This window comes from Pseudomonas sp. SORGH_AS_0211 (assembly GCF_031453455.1).
Classification (GTDB): Bacteria; Pseudomonadota; Gammaproteobacteria; order Pseudomonadales; family Pseudomonadaceae; genus Chryseomonas; species Chryseomonas aestiva.
Genome location: NZ_JAVIZV010000001.1, coordinates 460,754 through 475,483 on the forward strand (window position 1 = coordinate 460,754; position 14,730 = coordinate 475,483).

Consider the following 14,730-nt stretch of genomic DNA (forward strand, 5'->3'; position numbering starts at 1 on the left):
TAGTGACTATCAGCGCCGTCGATGCCTTTCAGAAAGTCTCTAGCTTCCCGTCGATGATTGCCCCTTTTCCGCTCCACTCAGTTGAGCGCCGCCGAACAGTTCGCGCAAGGCGGCGGCGTAGTCGCGCGTGCCTATCACCATGCTGTTGGAGTGGGTCCCGCCGGGGATCAGCAGCAGACGCTTGGGCGGCCGAGCCGCCGCATAGAGGGCCTCGCTGAAGCGTGGAGGCACATAGCGATCGTCGCCACCGTGGACGATGAGCACCGGGATATGGATGTCCGGGATCTTGTCCAGGGAATCGAATTTCTCCGACATCAGCCAGCGCAGGGGAAAGCGGGTGTCGACTACCGCCGAGGCGGCATCGGCCAGGGTGGTGAAGGTGGATTCGATGATCAGGCCGGCCGCGGCGGGGTAGTCGCCAGTGGGATCCCCGTCGCGGGCGATGCGCCAGGCCAGGTCCACCGCGACGGCGCCGCCCAGAGAGTGGCCATAGATGTATCTCTTGCGAGGATCGGGTTGCAGGCTCTGCAGGTACTTCCAGGCGACACGGGCATCCTGGTAGACGCTGCGTTCGGAGGGCACGTCGCCAGGACTTTCGCCAAAGCCGCGATAGTCGATGGCCAGTACCGAATAACCGAGTTGCCGCAGGGTGGCGATGCGCCGGACCTGGGCGGTGAGATTCCAGCGGGTGCCATGCAGATAGAGCAGGGTGGGGGCGTCCGGACGGCGGGCGGGCCACCACCAGGCGTGCAGGTAGTCGGTGCCGGTCAGGCCGTCGGGGACCGGCAGATTGAACTGGCGGACGCCTTCCGGCACGCCGGTGAACCAGCTGGCGTTGCCGGGCTCGATGCTGAAGACCCACTGGCGTTCGCGATAGGCCAATTCCGAGCAGCCATAGGGGACCCCAACCCCTACCAGCAGGGTGACGAAGAGCAGCGGGATCAGGCGACGGCGGAGCAGGGTGGCGAGGGACATGGCTTTCTCTGGATACCGGAAGACGCGGGGTAGGGGCGTTCGTCGCCTGGCGCGAACCCCCGTTTCGGTTGGACAGTCATCCTAGAGACAGCGACTGCAGTGACCCCCAATCCGAGGTGAGCCATGAGTGCGACGGCCAAGAAGAGCGATCCCGAACTCTGGGAAAAGGTGAAGAAAGAGATTACCGAGGGCGACAAGGGCGGCAAGCCCGGTCAGTGGTCGGCGCGCAAGGCGCAACTGGCCTCCCAGGAGTACCAGAAGCGCGGTGGCGAATACCAGGGCGACAAGGGCAAGGACAATCATCTGCAGCAGTGGACCGACGAGAAGTGGGACACCCGCTCCGGCAAGAAGTCCGAGGAGACCAGCGAACGCTATCTGCCGGAAAAGGCCCGGGACTCCCTGAGCAAGGAAGAGTACCAGCGCACCACCGCCAAGAAGCGCCGTGACACGCGACGGGGCCAGCAGCACTCCAAGCAACCCGCCGATGTGGCGCGCAAAACGGCCGCGGCGCGTGAGTCGGGCCTAGCCGGCCTGACCAAGGACGAGCTGATGAAGCGAGCGGCGCGCCGCGAGGTGCGGGGGCGTTCGCGCATGAAGAAAGACGAACTGGTCAAGGCGTTGCAAAAGGCAGGTGAAAAATGAGCACCAAGAAGGCGGCCGATGACGACAAGAAAGACGTCCGCAGCGAGTTCAAGCAGGTGGTCAACATGACCCCGAGCCAGTTGCGCAAATGGCTCAGTGGCGACACCAGCAAGGGCGTGGGCATGACCAAGGGTGGCAAGAAGGTCACGGCGGCCAACGATGGCAAGGCGGTCGGCCATGCCATGGGTGAGCGTATCCTGGAGCTCAAGGGCAAGCGCCAGGCCGAACTGGAAGACGATGACTACAAGGCCATGCGCAAGGTCATCGGCTATGTGCATCGCCATCTCAAGCAGCGACCGGACGGCGACATCGAAGACTCGCGCTGGCGCAAGTCGCTTATGAACTGGGGCCACGACCCCCTGCGCGACAAGCGCAGTGCCTGATCCCGACGAACCGCAGCCCAGGCTGCGGTTTTTCTTTTGCAGAGAGTGACTGGCCGAATTTGTGGGCAACTGTGACGCCGCAGCGCGGACACAAAGGAGTAGGGTAGCCGCCTATCTATCTGAACGTGTTCAAGGAGTTGTCGATGGCACCCCGGGATCTGTTGCTGGCACTGGTCGTCATCCTGGCCTGGGGGGTGAACTTCGTGGTCATCAAGCTCGGCCTGCATGGCGTGCCGCCCATGCTGCTGGGCGCCCTGAGATTCTGCCTGGCGGCCTTTCCGGCCATCCTTTTCGTGCGACGCCCCCAGGTCTCCTGGCGATTGCTGCTGGCCTACGGCCTGACCATTTCGCTGGGCCAGTTCGCCTTTCTGTTCTCGGCCATGTACGTGGGCATGCCGGCTGGGCTGGCCTCGCTGGTATTGCAGGCCCAGGCCTTCTTTACCCTGGCCTTCGCCGCTACCTTCCTCGGGGAAAAGGTACGGCGGGCGAGTCTGGTCGGGCTGCTGGTGGCGGCGCTCGGCCTGCTGCTGATCGGCACCGAACATGGCGTCACCATGACCCTGGCCGGTTTCCTGCTGACCCTGGCGGCGGCGGCCATGTGGGGGCTGGGCAATATCGTCACCAAGAAGATCGGCAAGGTGGACATGCTCGGCCTGGTGGTCTGGGGCAGCCTGATCCCCCCCATCCCCTTCTTCATCCTGTCGCTGCTGCTTGAAGGCCCCGAGCAGATCGCCACGGCGCTGACGTCGCTGTCGGGCGGCTCGGTCTTTGCCATCGTCTACCTGGCCTTTATCGCTACCCTGGTTGGCTACGGCATCTGGAGCCGGCTGCTGTCGCGTTATCCGGCCGGCCAGGTAGCGCCCTTTTCGCTGCTGGTGCCGGTGGTGGGGCTGAGCTCGGCCGCCGTGCTGCTGGGTGAGCAGATGACCACTCAGCAGGAAGTGGGCGGCGTGGCGGTCATGCTCGGGCTGCTGATCAATGTCTTTGGTGGCCGCTGGCTGGATGCCCGGAGCAAGGCGTCGTCCAGTGCGTGATGTTGCACGGTCGTAAATGATTGTGCATGATGTGCTGGTCCTCTTGGAGTATCAGCATGAACGCAGCCGTCCACCTTCCCGAAGAACGCCAGGCCGCGATCCTGGCCCTGTTGCGCGAACAGGGCCGGGTCCTGTCGGCCGAACTGGCCGCGACCTGGGGCATTTCCGAAGACAGCGTGCGTCGCGACCTGCGCGAACTGGCCCGCCAGGGCCTGTGCCGTCGGGTGTACGGCGGGGCGCTCTCGCTGCTGACGCCGCCGGAGGCGCTGCCGGCGCGTATCGCTCAGGACGAGGCGGCCAAGCAGACACTCGGGCGAGCCGCGGCCAGGCTGGCGCAACGGGGGCAATTGCTGCTGCTGGACGCCGGCTCGACCAATCTGGCCATCGCCCAGGCGCTACCCACGGATCTTGACCTGACCGTGGCCACCAATGCACCGGTGATCGCCGCGGCGCTGCTGCAGCGCCCGGGGATCCGGGTGCTGATGATCGGCGGCCTGGCTGCGCCGGAGTCGGGTGCCTGCCTGGGCGCCCGGGCCCTGCGTGACCTGCGTGGCGTGCGCGCCGACCTGGCCTTTCTCGGGACCTGCGCCCTGGCGGTGGAAACCGGCGTGACCGGCTTCGACCTGGAAGAAGCCGAATTCAAGGTGGCCGTGGCCGAGCAGAGTAGCCAGGTCGCCGTCGCGGTGACCGCCGAGAAGCTCGACAGCGTGGCCTTCTATCACGTGCTCCGGCTCGATCAGCTGAACCATCTGGTGCTGGAACCGGGGCTGAGCGAGGAGCGCCTGCAGCCCTATCGTGACGCCGGGCTGCAGCTGCATTCGCTCGATCGCCAGACTCGCGCCCAAGGATCGCCATGACTGCTGCCGTATTGCGTCGCCAACGTCGCGCCACCTTTACCGTCTTTCTCGCCAACGGTTGCGGGATCGGCGGCTGGGCGGCGGCCATTCCCGAACTCAAGCGCGATCTGGCGCTGGGCGACGGCCAACTCAGTCTGGTGCTGCTGGCGGTCGCCCTGGGCGCCCTGCTGACCATGCCCTTCGCCGGGGTGCTGGTGCCGCGCCTGGGCGGGACCGGACGCCTCACCCGCCTGAGCATCCTGGCCTTCGTGCTGGTGCTGAGCTGGCCCGGGGTGGCGCCGTCCCTGGGCTGGCTGCTGCCCTGCGCACTGCTGCTCGGCGCCTGCAACGGGCTGATCGACGTGGCCATGAACGCCCATGCCAGCGATGTCGAAAGCCGCTGGAACGGCCCGCTGATGTCGTCCTTCCACGCTGCCTTCAGCCTGGGCGGATTTCTTGGCGCCGGCCTGGGGGCGCTGGTGCTGCACCTGGGCGCCTCGGCGCTGGCGGTGCTGCTGACTGCGGCCCTGGCGGCGCTGGTGCTGGCGCTGCCCGCCGCCCTGGCCCTGGACGAAGGCGATCGCAGTCCGGTGAGTCAGGCCCTGCGGCTGCCGGATCGGCGGGTCCTGGCGCTGGGACTGATCGCCCTGGGCTGCCTGATGCTGGAGGGCGCCATGACCGACTGGAGCGCCGTCTACCTGGGCCAGGTGGGCGGGGCGAGTCCGGTGGTGGCAACCCTGGGCTATGCGGCCTTTTCGCTGACCATGCTGGTGGGCCGGCTGTTCGGCGACGGCATCCGCGCTCGCTTCGGCGGCCCCCAGGTAATCGTTGGCGGTGCCCTGCTGGCGACCCTGGGACTGGCGCTGGCGGTCCTCCTGCCGGCGCCCTGGACCGCCATCCTCGGCTTCGCGCTGGTCGGCCTGGGCCTGTCCAATGTGGTGCCCGCGGCCTTCAGCGCCGCCGGCCAGGTGGCCGAGACGCCGGCTGCGGGTATCGCCATGACCGCCACGGCCGGCTATCTCGGTTTCCTGCTCGGCCCGCCGCTGATCGGCGCCGTAGCGGGGCAGGTGGGCCTGCGTGGCAGTCTGCTGCTGTTGACCCTGATCGGGGTGGCGGTGGCGCTGCTCGCCCTGCGCCAACGCAAGGCATGATGTCTGTCCAGGGAACCCCGCTGCGCTGAGCAGACCCAAGAGGGAACGGAAATCCAAGGAGGCGGCCATGACGCGCCCACGCAAGATCCTCGCCTGGCTGCTGGGAATCATCCTGCTGCTGTTCGTCCTGCTGGTGGTGGTGCTGGCCACCTTCGACTGGAATCGGCTCAAGCCGACCATCAACGAGCAGGTGTCGAGCGCCCTGCACCGGCCCTTCGCCATCGAGGGCAACCTGGGCGTGGTCTGGCACCGCGAGCCGGATCAGGGCAGCTGGCGCGCCTGGATTCCCTGGCCGCACATCGCCGCCGAAGACCTGACCCTGGGCAACCCGGATTGGGCGAAGGAAAAGACTTTCGTTCACCTCGACCGGGTGCAGTTGCGGATCTCGCCGCTGGCCCTGCTGGCCAAGCAGATCTATATCCCGCGCATCGACCTCAGCGGGCCGGTGGTCAATGCCCAGCGACTCGCCGATGGCCGCAACAGCTGGACCTTCGAGACCGCCGAGAAGGACCCCAAGGCCGAGCCTTCGGCCTGGACCGTCGACATCGGCACCATCGGCTTCGACGCCGGCCAGGTCGGCTTCGACGATGCCCAGACCGCTACCCGGCTGCGCGCGCGGATCACTTCCCTGGACGCTCCCATCGCCTATGCCGATCTGGTGGGCAAGCAGGGCACCTCGCGCCAGCGCTCCAACGTCAAGCAGACCCAGCCCTTCCAGTTCGCCCTGGCGGTGGACGGCAGCTACAAGCAGGTGCCGGTCAGTGGCCGTGGCCAGATCGGTGGGCTGCTGGCGCTGCAGGACGCCGATGTGCCTTTCCCCATCCAGCTCGATGCCCGGGCGGGCGATACCCGTGTCCAGGTCTTTGGCACCCTGACCGATCCGCGGCGCCTGGGCGCCCTGGATCTGCACCTGGTGCTGGAAGGCAAGAGCCTGGCGCAGCTCTATCCGCTGACCGGGGTCACCCTGCCGGAGACGGCGCCCTATGCCACCGATGGCCATCTCACGGTCAAGCTCAACGACCCGGCGGGCGCGCGCTTCAGCTATGAAGACTTCAATGGCCGGGTCGGCAAGAGCGATCTGCATGGCGAGGTGCTGTTCACCGGCGGCAAGCCGCGACCCAAGCTCAGTGGCACCCTGCGCTCCGATCAGTTGCTGTTCGAGGACCTGGCACCGCTGATCGGCGCCGATACCAAGGAGCAGCAGGCGGCCAAGGGCGAGACCAGCCAGCAGCCGGCGGACAAGGCGCTGCCGGTCTCCGAATTCCGCACCGAGCGCTGGCGCGCCATGGATGCCGACGTACGCTTCACCGGCAAGCGCATCGTGCAGAACGCGCAGCTGCCGATCACCGATCTGAATACCCACGTGCGCCTGACCGATGGTGTGCTGCTGCTCGATCCCCTGCGTTTCGGCGTGGCCGGGGGCGATCTGAACACCACGGTGCGCCTGGAAGGCGACAAGACGCCGCTGCAGGGGCGGGTCGATCTGCACGTGCGCCGGGTCAAGCTGAATCAACTGTTTCCTACCGTGGAGACCATGAAGCGCAGCATGGGCGAGCTCAATGGCGACGCCACCCTGAGTGGCACCGGCAATTCGGTGGCGGCGCTGCTCGGCACCAGCAACGGCGAACTCAAGCTGCTGATGAACGACGGCCGTATCAGCCGCAGCCTAATGGAGCTGGCCGGACTCAATGTCGGCAACTACCTGGTCGATCGGCTCTTCGGCGACGACGAGGTGGAGATCAACTGTGCGGTCGCCGATCTCGACTTCAAGAAGGGCCAGGTGCAGCCCCAGGTCTTCGTGCTCGACACCGAGAACGCCCTGATCAACATCACCGGCACCGTCAACCTGGCGAGCGAGCGCCTGGATCTCACCGTCGATCCCCACAGCAAGGGCCTGCGCATCTTCTCGCTGCGCTCGCCGCTCTATGTGCGCGGCACCCTGAAGAGTCCCTCGCCGGGGGTCAAGGCATTGCCATTGGCGGCCCGCGGTGCGGCGGCGGCACTGCTGGCCACCTTCGCAGCACCGGCCGCCGGTCTGCTGGCACTGGTGGCGCCCAGCAACGAGCAGGGCGCCCAGTGCAGCGCCCTGTTGCAGCAGATGCGCTCAGGGCGTTGAACTCTTGCGCCAGAGCCGGTTCTCGGTACTTGACAGACGACCGTTCGGCGGCGTCTGACGGGCGGAAAAGAACCGCTCTGGTTGCCCAGGCTCTATAGGAATAACCCGAGTCGGGCAGCCTTTTCGCGGAGATCCCTCATGCGTGACGACACCGATAGCCACTACGAAATCCACTACAAATTGCTGGGCGAAAGCTATACCGACCGTATCAGCAACCTTGACGTACCCATCACCGACGTGGTCCGTGAACTGGCCTGCCGGCACCTGGATGCGATCAACGACGAGCGCTTCCACCTCGCTGACATCGAGTCCGGTCAGGCGCTGGTGGCGCTGCACGATGTCTCCATCCATCGCGTCGCACCGGAAGCCCCATGAAGCGCCTATTGAGTGGTGGACTTCTGGCCCTGACCCTGCTGGGACTGACGGCCTGTTCCACCGAGACGGTGGTGACCCTGCAGGACGGTACCCAGTACATCACCGAAGATAGGCCCAATACCAAGACGGCCGACGGCTTCTATGAATTCACCGATGTGGCGGGTCGTCATGTGCGGGTGAAGGCAGCTGACGTGGCCACCATCAAGGCGGAAGACTAGCCAGGAGACTGCCATGCCCCGCGGCGACAAATCCACGTACAGCGACAAGCAGGAACGCAAGGCCGAGCACATCGAGGAGAGCTACGAGAAAAAAGGCGTCTCCAAGGATGAAGCCGAGGCACGGGCCTGGGCGACGGTGAACAAGCAGTCCGGCGGTGGCGAAAAGAGTGGTTCCGGCAAGACCAAGAGCGGTACCGCCAAGAGCGCGGATCGCAAGGATTCCGCCCGGCGTGCGGTGGCGACCAAGCAGGGCCAGTCGCCCAACGGCGGGCACGCTGCAGCACGGCGTTCGCGCACTGGCAGCACCTCGCTCAGTGACATGACGCGCGATGAGCTGGTCAAGAAGGCGGCCGAGCAGAACGTTCGCGGTCGGTCGCGAATGAAGAAAGACGAGTTGATTCGTGCCCTGAGCTGAGGCGGCAAAGACACAAAAAAGCCGGACAGTGTCCGGCTTTTCTTTGCCTGGCGTTTAGCTGGGTAGCAGACGGCAGGTGAGGCTCTTGATGTAGCGGGTTTCCGGGATGGCCGGGTGCACCGGGTGATCCGGGCCCTGGGCACCGCGTTCGAGGATCTGCAGGTTGCGATCCAGATGGCGAGCGCTGCCGAGCAGGATGTTCTGCAGGTCGTCTTCGGGCAGGTGCATGGAGCAGGAAGCGCTGACCAGGATGCCGTCCTTGTTCAGCAGCCGCATGGCCTGTTCGTTGAGGCGGCGGTAGGCGGCCTCGCCGTTCTTCAGGTCCTTGCGCTTCTTGATGAAGGCCGGCGGGTCGGCCACGATGACATCGAATTTCTCTTCGCCGGCCTTGAGTTCCTTGAGCGCCTCGAAGACATCGCCCTCGACGCACACCAGCTTTTCCGCCAGGCCGTTGAGGGTGGCATTGCGCTCCACGCCGTCGAGGGCGAAGCCGGAAGCGTCCACGCACATGACCTCGCTGGCGCCAAAGGCCGCGGCCTGCACGCCCCAGCCGCCGATATAGCTGAACAGGTCGAGGACCCGCTTGCCTTCGACATAGGGCGCCAGGCGCGCACGATTCAGGCGGTGGTCATAGAACCAGCCGGTCTTCTGGCCTTCGCGCACCGGGGCCTCGAAGCGCACGCTGTTCTCTTCCAGCGCCACCCAGTCGGGGACCTCGCCGTAGGCCACTTCCACGTAGCTGGAAAGGCCTTCGGCTGCGCGGGCGCTGCCATCGTTCTTCCACAGCACGCCCTGGGGCTTGAACACCTGCAGCAGGGCGGCGAGGATGGCGTCGCGCTGGCGCTCCATGGTCGCCGAGGCGATCTGCACCACCAGGATGTCGTTGAAGCGATCCACCACCAGGCCGGGCAGGAAATCCGCATCGCCGTAGACCAGGCGATAGCAGTGGCTGCCGAACAGCCGCTCGCGCAGGCTCAGGGCGACCTTGAAGCGGTGCACCAGCAGCGACTTGTCCAGCAGGTAGCCGGTGTCGCGGGAGAACAGCCGGGCGCAGATCAGGTTGTTGGGCGACAGCGCCACCAGGCCCAGCGGCTTGCCGCTGGTGGTTTCCAGGATGGCCTGGTCGCCCGGTTCGAAGGCGGTGAGCGGGGTGGCGACGACGTCCACCTCGTTGCTGTACACCCAGAGGTGCCCGGCGCGCAGACGGCGGTCGGCATTGGCTTTGAGGCGCAGGCGAGGCAGGGTCATGAATCACTCCAACGAAGGGGACAAAAGCGCGGAATTATAGCGCAAAGCCACCTGCCTGGGCCGGCCGTCAGTCCCGCTGGCTGACCTCGATGTCGCTCAGCCCGGCTTCCTGGGCGCGGCGGGCGATGCTCGGCTGGGCATGGCGCTCCCAGGGCGCATCGACCACCACCTGGGGTTCCTCGACGTGCTTGATGAGCAATTGCAGCAGCGCTTCTTCCTCGGTGACCGGCTCGAAGCTCTCCAGCTCGTGGCTGAGTGGCTCGCCATTGAGGCGATAGCGGATCTGGTAGTGGTGCAGGGTCTGCATGGGCGTGCCTCGGTAGCGGGGGGATAAGCGATGGACCCCGCTGGGCGACAGCGGTTGCGTCAGCCCCCCAGGCTATCGAGGATCGGGCAGTCGGGGCTGGCGTCGCCATGGCAACAGGACACCAGCTCGCCCAGGGTGCTGCGCAGGCGGGTCAGTTCGGCGATCTTCAGATCCAGCTCGGCGATGTGCCGCTTGGCCAGCGCCTTGACGTCGGCACTGGCACGCTGCCGGTCCTGCCAGAGACTGAGCAACTGACGGATCTCCTCCAGGCTGAAGCCCAGCTCCCGCGAGCGGCGGACGAAGGCCAGCACCCGCAGGTCTTCGGCGCCGTACTGGCGATAGCCGCTGTCGGTGCGCCCGGCGGGTGCCAGCAGGCCGATGCGCTCGTAGTAGCGCAGCATCTTGGCGGTAAGCCCGCTGGCCTTGGCGGCCTGACCGATATTCATGACAGGGAATCTCCGGACGGGCGCCAGCGGCCGAGCAGCAGGGCATTGGCCAGGACACTGACGCTGGAAAAGGCCATGGCGGCGCCGGCATAGACCGGATCGAGCAGACCCAGGGCGGCCAGCGGCAGGCCGATGACATTGTAGACGAAGGCCCAGAACAGATTCTGGCGGATCTTGCGCTGGGTGCGCCGGGCGATGTCCAGTGCCGCCACCACCTGGCGCGGGTTCTCCTGCAGCAGGGTGATACCGGCCGCATGGCGAGCGGCGGCAGTGCCCGAACCCATGGCGATGCCCAGTTCGGCGGCGGCCAGCGCCGGGGCGTCGTTGAGGCCGTCGCCGACCATGGCGACGCCGCCCCGGGTCGCCTGCAGCCGGGCCACCACGGCGGCCTTGTCGGCAGGCAACACCTCGGCCTCCCATTGCTCGATGCCCAGGGCGGTAGCCACCTGGCGGGCACTGCCGCGGTTGTCACCGGTCAGCAGCCAGCTGTCGATGCCGTCCGCGCGCAACTGGGCGATGGCCTGGGCGGCGCCCGGACGGATCTCGTCGCCAAAGGCCAGCAGCCCCAGCACCCGCGCCGGGGCACCGGTCTCCAGCAGCCAGGACAGCGTGAGGCCCTGGTCTTCCCAGGCGCGGGCGGCGTCGGCCAGGGGGCCGGCGTCCAGCTGTTGTTCCGCCAGGAGCCGCGCATTGCCCAGCAGCAGGGAGCGCTCCTGCCAAATACCCTGGAGGCCACGGCCGGGCAGGGCGCGCACGTCCCGGGCGGGTGGGGTGTCCAGGCCGCGGTCACGACAGGCCAGGAGGACCGCCGCGGCCAGGGGATGCTCGCTGCCGCGTTGCAGACTGCCGGCCAGGCTCAGCAATTCGGCTTCCTCGATGTCGGGTGCCGTGGCCTGCTGGCGCAGGCGCAACTGGCCGGCGGTCAGGGTACCGGTCTTGTCGAAGACCACGGTGGTGATGCCCTGGGCGCGTTCAAGGGTTTCGGCGTCCTTGATCAGGATGCCGTGGCGCGCCGCCACCCCGGTGCCGGCCATGAGGGCGGCGGGGGTGGCCAGCCCGAGGGCACAGGGGCAGGCGATGACCAGTACCGCCACGGCGGCGAGCAGACTGGGCTCCAGGGCGTGGCCGCTCAGCAGCCAGCCGAGCAGGGTGACCAGGGCCAGGGCCACCACCACCGGGACGAACACCCGGCTGATGCGATCCACCCGCTGCTGGATGGGTGCCTTGGTGGCCTGGGCGTCTTCCACCAGGCGGATGATGCCGGCCAGCACCGTCTCGCCACCCAGGGCGGTGACCTCGATCTGCAGATTGCCCTCGCCGTTGATGGCGCCCCCCACCACCTCGTCGCCGGGACCCTTGGCGACCGGGCGGCTTTCGCCGGTGAGCAGGGCTTCGTCCACCTGGCTTTCACCCTGCAGGATGCGGCCGTCGGCCGGGATGCGTTCGCCTGGACGCAGCTGCAGGCGATCGCCCAGGCGCAGGCGATTCAGGGCGACTTCTTCTTCCTCGCCGTCCGCGTCGAGGCGCCGGGCGCTTTCCGGGCGCAGGGCCTCCAGGGCGCGCAGGGCCGCGCCGGTGCGGCGCTTGGCGCGGGTCTCCAGGTATTTGCCCAGGCGCACCAGGGCGATGACCATGGCCGCCGTCTCGAAATAGAGGTGCGGGCTGCCCTTGACCAGCCAGAGATAGAGACTCAGGCCAAAGGCGGCGCTGGTGCCCAGGGCGACCAGCACATCCATGTTGCCGCTGCGTGCGCGCAGGGCATGCCAGGCGCCGCGATAGAAGCGCGCGCCGACCAGGAGCTGCACCGGCGTCGCCAGCAGGAATTGCAGCCAGGCGGGCGGCATCAGGTGCCAGCCGAAGGGCGCCAGCAGCATGGGCAGGACCAGCGGCGCGGCCAGCAGCAGCGCCAGGGCCAGCTCCAGACGTTCCCAGGGCACGCCCTGACGCGCGGGGATTGAATGCTCGTCTTCGGCACGGCGATCCTGGGCGCCGTAGCCGGCGGCTTCCACCGCGGCGATCAGCGCTTGCGTCTCGACCGCGGCCAGGGTTGTCACCCGGGCTCTTTCGCTGGCCAGGTTGACCTCGGCGGCCAGCACCCCGGGCACGGCACGCAGGACCTTTTCGATCCGCCCCGCGCAGTTGGCGCAGCTCATGCCGGACAGCGCCAGGTCGTGCTCGGCCTCGGCCACCCGGTAGCCGGCGGCAGTGATGGCTTCGGCCAGCGCTGGCGCCGCGTCGACCGGCGCGCTGACGCGGGCCTTTTCGCTGGCCAGGTTGACGCCGGCCGCGCTGACCGCCGGGACCTTCTGCAGGGCGCGCTCGACCCGACCGGCGCAGGCCGCGCAGGTCATGCCGCTGATGGAGAGTTCGAATTCGTGCATGGGCACCTCCTGATCCCAGTGTTGACCTTGACCTCGGGTCAAGGTCAACACTGGAACCCGGTCCTGGCGCTGGCGTCAGGAGAAAGAGGTCAAGACAGACAGGAGCAGACCATGCATGTCATCAAGGTGATCGGAATGAGTTGCGCCCACTGCGTGAGCGCCATCGAGGCCGCGGTCCTCAAGGTGGACAATCGCGCGCGGGTGGAGGTTGATCTGCAGGCGGGCGAGGTGCGCATCGACAGCGCCGAGGTAGCTGCGCCCTTTCGCGCGGCTATCGAGCTGGCGGGCTATACCGTCGCCGATTGAACCCAGTCGCGCACGATGGCGCGGAAGAAGGTAGTGAACACCTGATCGGCGGCCAGCAGCGGGGCGAAGGTCTGTTCGTCGCGCAGCAGGTCCGAGAGGGTGCCGAGAAACAGGCTGTGCAGCATCCGACTGGCCAGCTGCGGCGTCACGCCCGGCTGCAGGCGATGCGCCTGGGCGGTGAAGAGGGCGTCGGTGATGCGGATGAACTGCCGCAGGAACTGCAGATCGCGCTCCTCGGCCTCGCGCAGCTCCTCGGTGAACTCGCAGCGGTGCAACATGATGGTCATCACCCGCTGCTCCCGGCCGGGCTGGGTGAATTTTGCCATGCCTTCGATGCACAGCTTGAACAGCCGCTGCAGGCTGTCCTCCTCGCCGTCGACGCGCAGGCGCTCGGTCAGTTCGTCGGCCGGGATCCTTATCTGGCTAAGCATTTCGTGGAACAGGTGGGCCTTGTTCTGGAAATGCCAGTACACTGCCCCCCGGGTGACGCCGCATTCGCGAGCGATCATTTCCAAGCTGGTACGCGCCACGCCATTGGTCAGGAACAGGGCTTCCGCCGCATCGAGAATGGCTTGGCGGGTCTGTTCGGCTTCTTCTTTCGTACGACGCATGGGCGATCTGACTGGCAGTGGGTCTGCCACGCAGTCTAGCGCGCCTCGCCGCTTTTACAAACATGATTGTATGTAACTGCGTGACACTTCCGCTTCCATCGGATCAGGCTTCATGACCTTTCGCTTACTGTTGATTCTCGGGGCCCTCTCGGCCTTCGCTCCCTTCGCCATCGACATGTACCTGCCCAGCTTCCCCTCGCTGGCCCGGTCGTTCGCCACCGACATCGAACACGTGCAGCTGAGTCTGGCGGTGTATTTCGCCGGTCTCGCCAGCGGCCAGCTGTTCTATGGCCCCCTGGCGGACCGCTTCGGTCGCCGCCTGCCGCTGCTGATCGGCATCGGCCTGTTCTGCCTGGCCTCGCTGGGCTGTGCCCTGGCGCCCAGCCTGCCCTGGCTGATCGCCGCGCGTTTCGTACAGGCCCTGGGCGGTTGCGCCGGCATGGTGATCGCGCGGGCCGTGGTGCGCGATCTCTGCGAACCGATGGCCGCGGCGCGGGCCTTTTCGCAGATCATGCTGGTGACCGGGATCGCGCCCATCATCGCGCCCTTCGCCGGCAGTCTGCTGCTCAGCACCTTTGGCTGGCAGGCGATCTTCGTCAGCCTGGCGCTGTTCGCCGCCGCCTGCGGTACCGCGGTGGCGCTCTGGCTGCCCGAATCCCTGCCGGCGCACCATCCGCGGCCGCCGCTGCGGGGTGCCTTGCGCAACTACCTGCGGCTGCTGCGCGATCGCACCTTCATCGGCCACACCCTCACCGGCGGCATCGCCATGGCCGGGATGTTCGCCTACATCTCCGGTTCGCCCTTCGTGCTGATCGAACTCTATGGCGTCAAACCCGAGCACTACGGCTGGGTATTCGGCCTCAACGCCGCCGGCTTCATCCTGCTCGGACAACTCAATGCCCGCCTGGTGGTCCGCCAGGGACCGGCCTTCTGGCTGCGGCGCGCGGTAGTGGCCTATGCCGCGGCGGGACTGGTCCTGCTGCTGGTCGGCGCCTTCCAGCCCAAGGCGCTGCCGGTACTGATGATCCCGCTGTTCTGCGCCATCGCCCTGCTCGGCGGCATCGTGCCCAATGCCTCGGCCTGCGCCCTGGCCGGGCAGGGCGCCAATGCCGGCAGTGCCTCGGCGCTGATGGGCAGCCTGCAATTCATCCTGGCGGCGCTGGCCTCCAGCAGTGTGGGTGCCCTGCACAACGGCACCGTGGTGCCCATGTGCGCGGTGCTGGCGCTCTGCGCGGTGGCGACCGCGCTGATGGCGCGCTGGACCCACAGAGCCACAGCCGTCTGAG

At 67.2% G+C, this 14,730-nt stretch carries 17 protein-coding genes; 11 read left to right on the forward strand and 6 right to left on the reverse strand.

All coding sequences use genetic code 11. From position 1 onward, the window contains the following. Positions 1-39: 39 nt before the first annotated feature. The gene (locus QE393_RS02125; protein WP_310041854.1) at positions 40-975 is read right to left on the reverse strand and encodes an alpha/beta fold hydrolase; all 936 of its coding nucleotides are present in this window, start codon (positions 973-975) and stop codon (positions 40-42) included. Between the two features lie 123 nt (positions 976-1,098). Here QE393_RS02125 and QE393_RS02130 point away from each other — a divergent pair, with 123 nt between their 5' ends. The 9 genes from QE393_RS02130 (at position 1,099) to QE393_RS02170 (ending at position 8,145) form a co-directional block, all read left to right on the forward strand. Beyond that, a complete protein-coding gene (locus tag QE393_RS02130; RefSeq protein ID WP_310041856.1) occupies positions 1,099-1,617 on the forward strand; it encodes a hypothetical protein in 519 nt (172 codons plus the stop codon). After that, positions 1,614-2,000, forward strand: a complete 387-nt coding sequence (locus QE393_RS02135) for a DUF3140 domain-containing protein (protein WP_273809665.1) — start codon at positions 1,614-1,616, stop codon at positions 1,998-2,000. Before QE393_RS02130 ends, QE393_RS02135 begins: the two co-directional genes overlap by 4 nt. A gap of 143 nt (positions 2,001-2,143) precedes the next feature. Continuing rightward, positions 2,144-3,034 carry an EamA family transporter gene (locus tag QE393_RS02140; protein ID WP_273809667.1) on the forward strand — a complete coding sequence of 297 codons (891 nt, stop codon included), beginning with the start codon at positions 2,144-2,146 and terminating at the stop codon, positions 3,032-3,034. 56 nt (positions 3,035-3,090) lie between these two features. After that, positions 3,091-3,891, forward strand: coding sequence for a DeoR/GlpR family DNA-binding transcription regulator (locus QE393_RS02145; RefSeq protein ID WP_310041857.1), 801 nt, complete (start codon positions 3,091-3,093; stop codon positions 3,889-3,891). Then, positions 3,888-5,021 (forward strand): MFS transporter, encoded by a 1,134-nt coding sequence (locus QE393_RS02150; RefSeq protein ID WP_310041858.1) that lies wholly within the window; start codon positions 3,888-3,890, stop codon positions 5,019-5,021. Before QE393_RS02145 ends, QE393_RS02150 begins: the two co-directional genes overlap by 4 nt. A 67-nt stretch (positions 5,022-5,088) precedes the next feature. Further along, a complete protein-coding gene (locus QE393_RS02155) occupies positions 5,089-7,137 on the forward strand; it encodes an AsmA family protein (protein WP_310041859.1) in 2,049 nt (682 codons plus the stop codon). A 138-nt stretch (positions 7,138-7,275) separates the two neighbouring features. Further along, the gene (locus QE393_RS02160) at positions 7,276-7,512 is read left to right on the forward strand and encodes a hypothetical protein (protein WP_133862860.1); all 237 of its coding nucleotides are present in this window, start codon (positions 7,276-7,278) and stop codon (positions 7,510-7,512) included. Next, a complete protein-coding gene (locus QE393_RS02165; RefSeq protein ID WP_042138265.1) occupies positions 7,509-7,730 on the forward strand; it encodes a YgdI/YgdR family lipoprotein in 222 nt (73 codons plus the stop codon). The genes QE393_RS02160 and QE393_RS02165 overlap by 4 nt, the downstream gene beginning before the upstream one ends. 13 nt (positions 7,731-7,743) lie before the next feature. Further along, a complete protein-coding gene (locus QE393_RS02170) occupies positions 7,744-8,145 on the forward strand; it encodes a Rho termination factor N-terminal domain-containing protein (RefSeq protein ID WP_310041860.1) in 402 nt (133 codons plus the stop codon). 54 nt (positions 8,146-8,199) lie between these two features. Here QE393_RS02170 and QE393_RS02175 read toward each other — a convergent pair whose 3' ends face one another. From QE393_RS02175 to QE393_RS02190, 4 genes are all read right to left on the reverse strand, one after another. After that, the gene (locus QE393_RS02175) at positions 8,200-9,393 is read right to left on the reverse strand and encodes a class I SAM-dependent rRNA methyltransferase (protein WP_310041862.1); all 1,194 of its coding nucleotides are present in this window, start codon (positions 9,391-9,393) and stop codon (positions 8,200-8,202) included. Between the two features lie 67 nt (positions 9,394-9,460). Beyond that, positions 9,461-9,700, reverse strand: coding sequence for a hypothetical protein (locus tag QE393_RS02180; protein WP_310041863.1), 240 nt, complete (start codon positions 9,698-9,700; stop codon positions 9,461-9,463). A gap of 59 nt (positions 9,701-9,759) precedes the next feature. Continuing rightward, positions 9,760-10,146, reverse strand: a complete 387-nt coding sequence (cueR, locus tag QE393_RS02185; RefSeq protein WP_310041864.1) for a Cu(I)-responsive transcriptional regulator — start codon at positions 10,144-10,146, stop codon at positions 9,760-9,762. After that, on the reverse strand, positions 10,143-12,527 hold the full coding sequence (locus QE393_RS02190) for a heavy metal translocating P-type ATPase (RefSeq protein WP_310041865.1): 2,385 nt from the start codon (positions 12,525-12,527) through the stop codon (positions 10,143-10,145). The genes cueR and QE393_RS02190 overlap by 4 nt, the downstream gene beginning before the upstream one ends. 111 nt (positions 12,528-12,638) lie before the next feature. Here QE393_RS02190 and QE393_RS02195 point away from each other — a divergent pair, with 111 nt between their 5' ends. Continuing rightward, the gene (locus tag QE393_RS02195) at positions 12,639-12,833 is read left to right on the forward strand and encodes a cation transporter (protein WP_310041867.1); all 195 of its coding nucleotides are present in this window, start codon (positions 12,639-12,641) and stop codon (positions 12,831-12,833) included. Here QE393_RS02195 and QE393_RS02200 read toward each other — a convergent pair. Beyond that, positions 12,815-13,444: a TetR family transcriptional regulator gene (locus QE393_RS02200; RefSeq protein ID WP_273809684.1), complete on the reverse strand. Its 630-nt coding sequence runs from the start codon at positions 13,442-13,444 to the stop codon at positions 12,815-12,817. The genes QE393_RS02195 and QE393_RS02200 overlap by 19 nt on opposite strands. Before the next feature lie 112 nt (positions 13,445-13,556). On the opposite strand from QE393_RS02200, the gene QE393_RS02205 reads away from it, so the two are divergent. Further along, a complete protein-coding gene (locus QE393_RS02205; protein ID WP_273809685.1) occupies positions 13,557-14,729 on the forward strand; it encodes a multidrug effflux MFS transporter in 1,173 nt (390 codons plus the stop codon). Position 14,730: the final 1 nt, after the last annotated feature.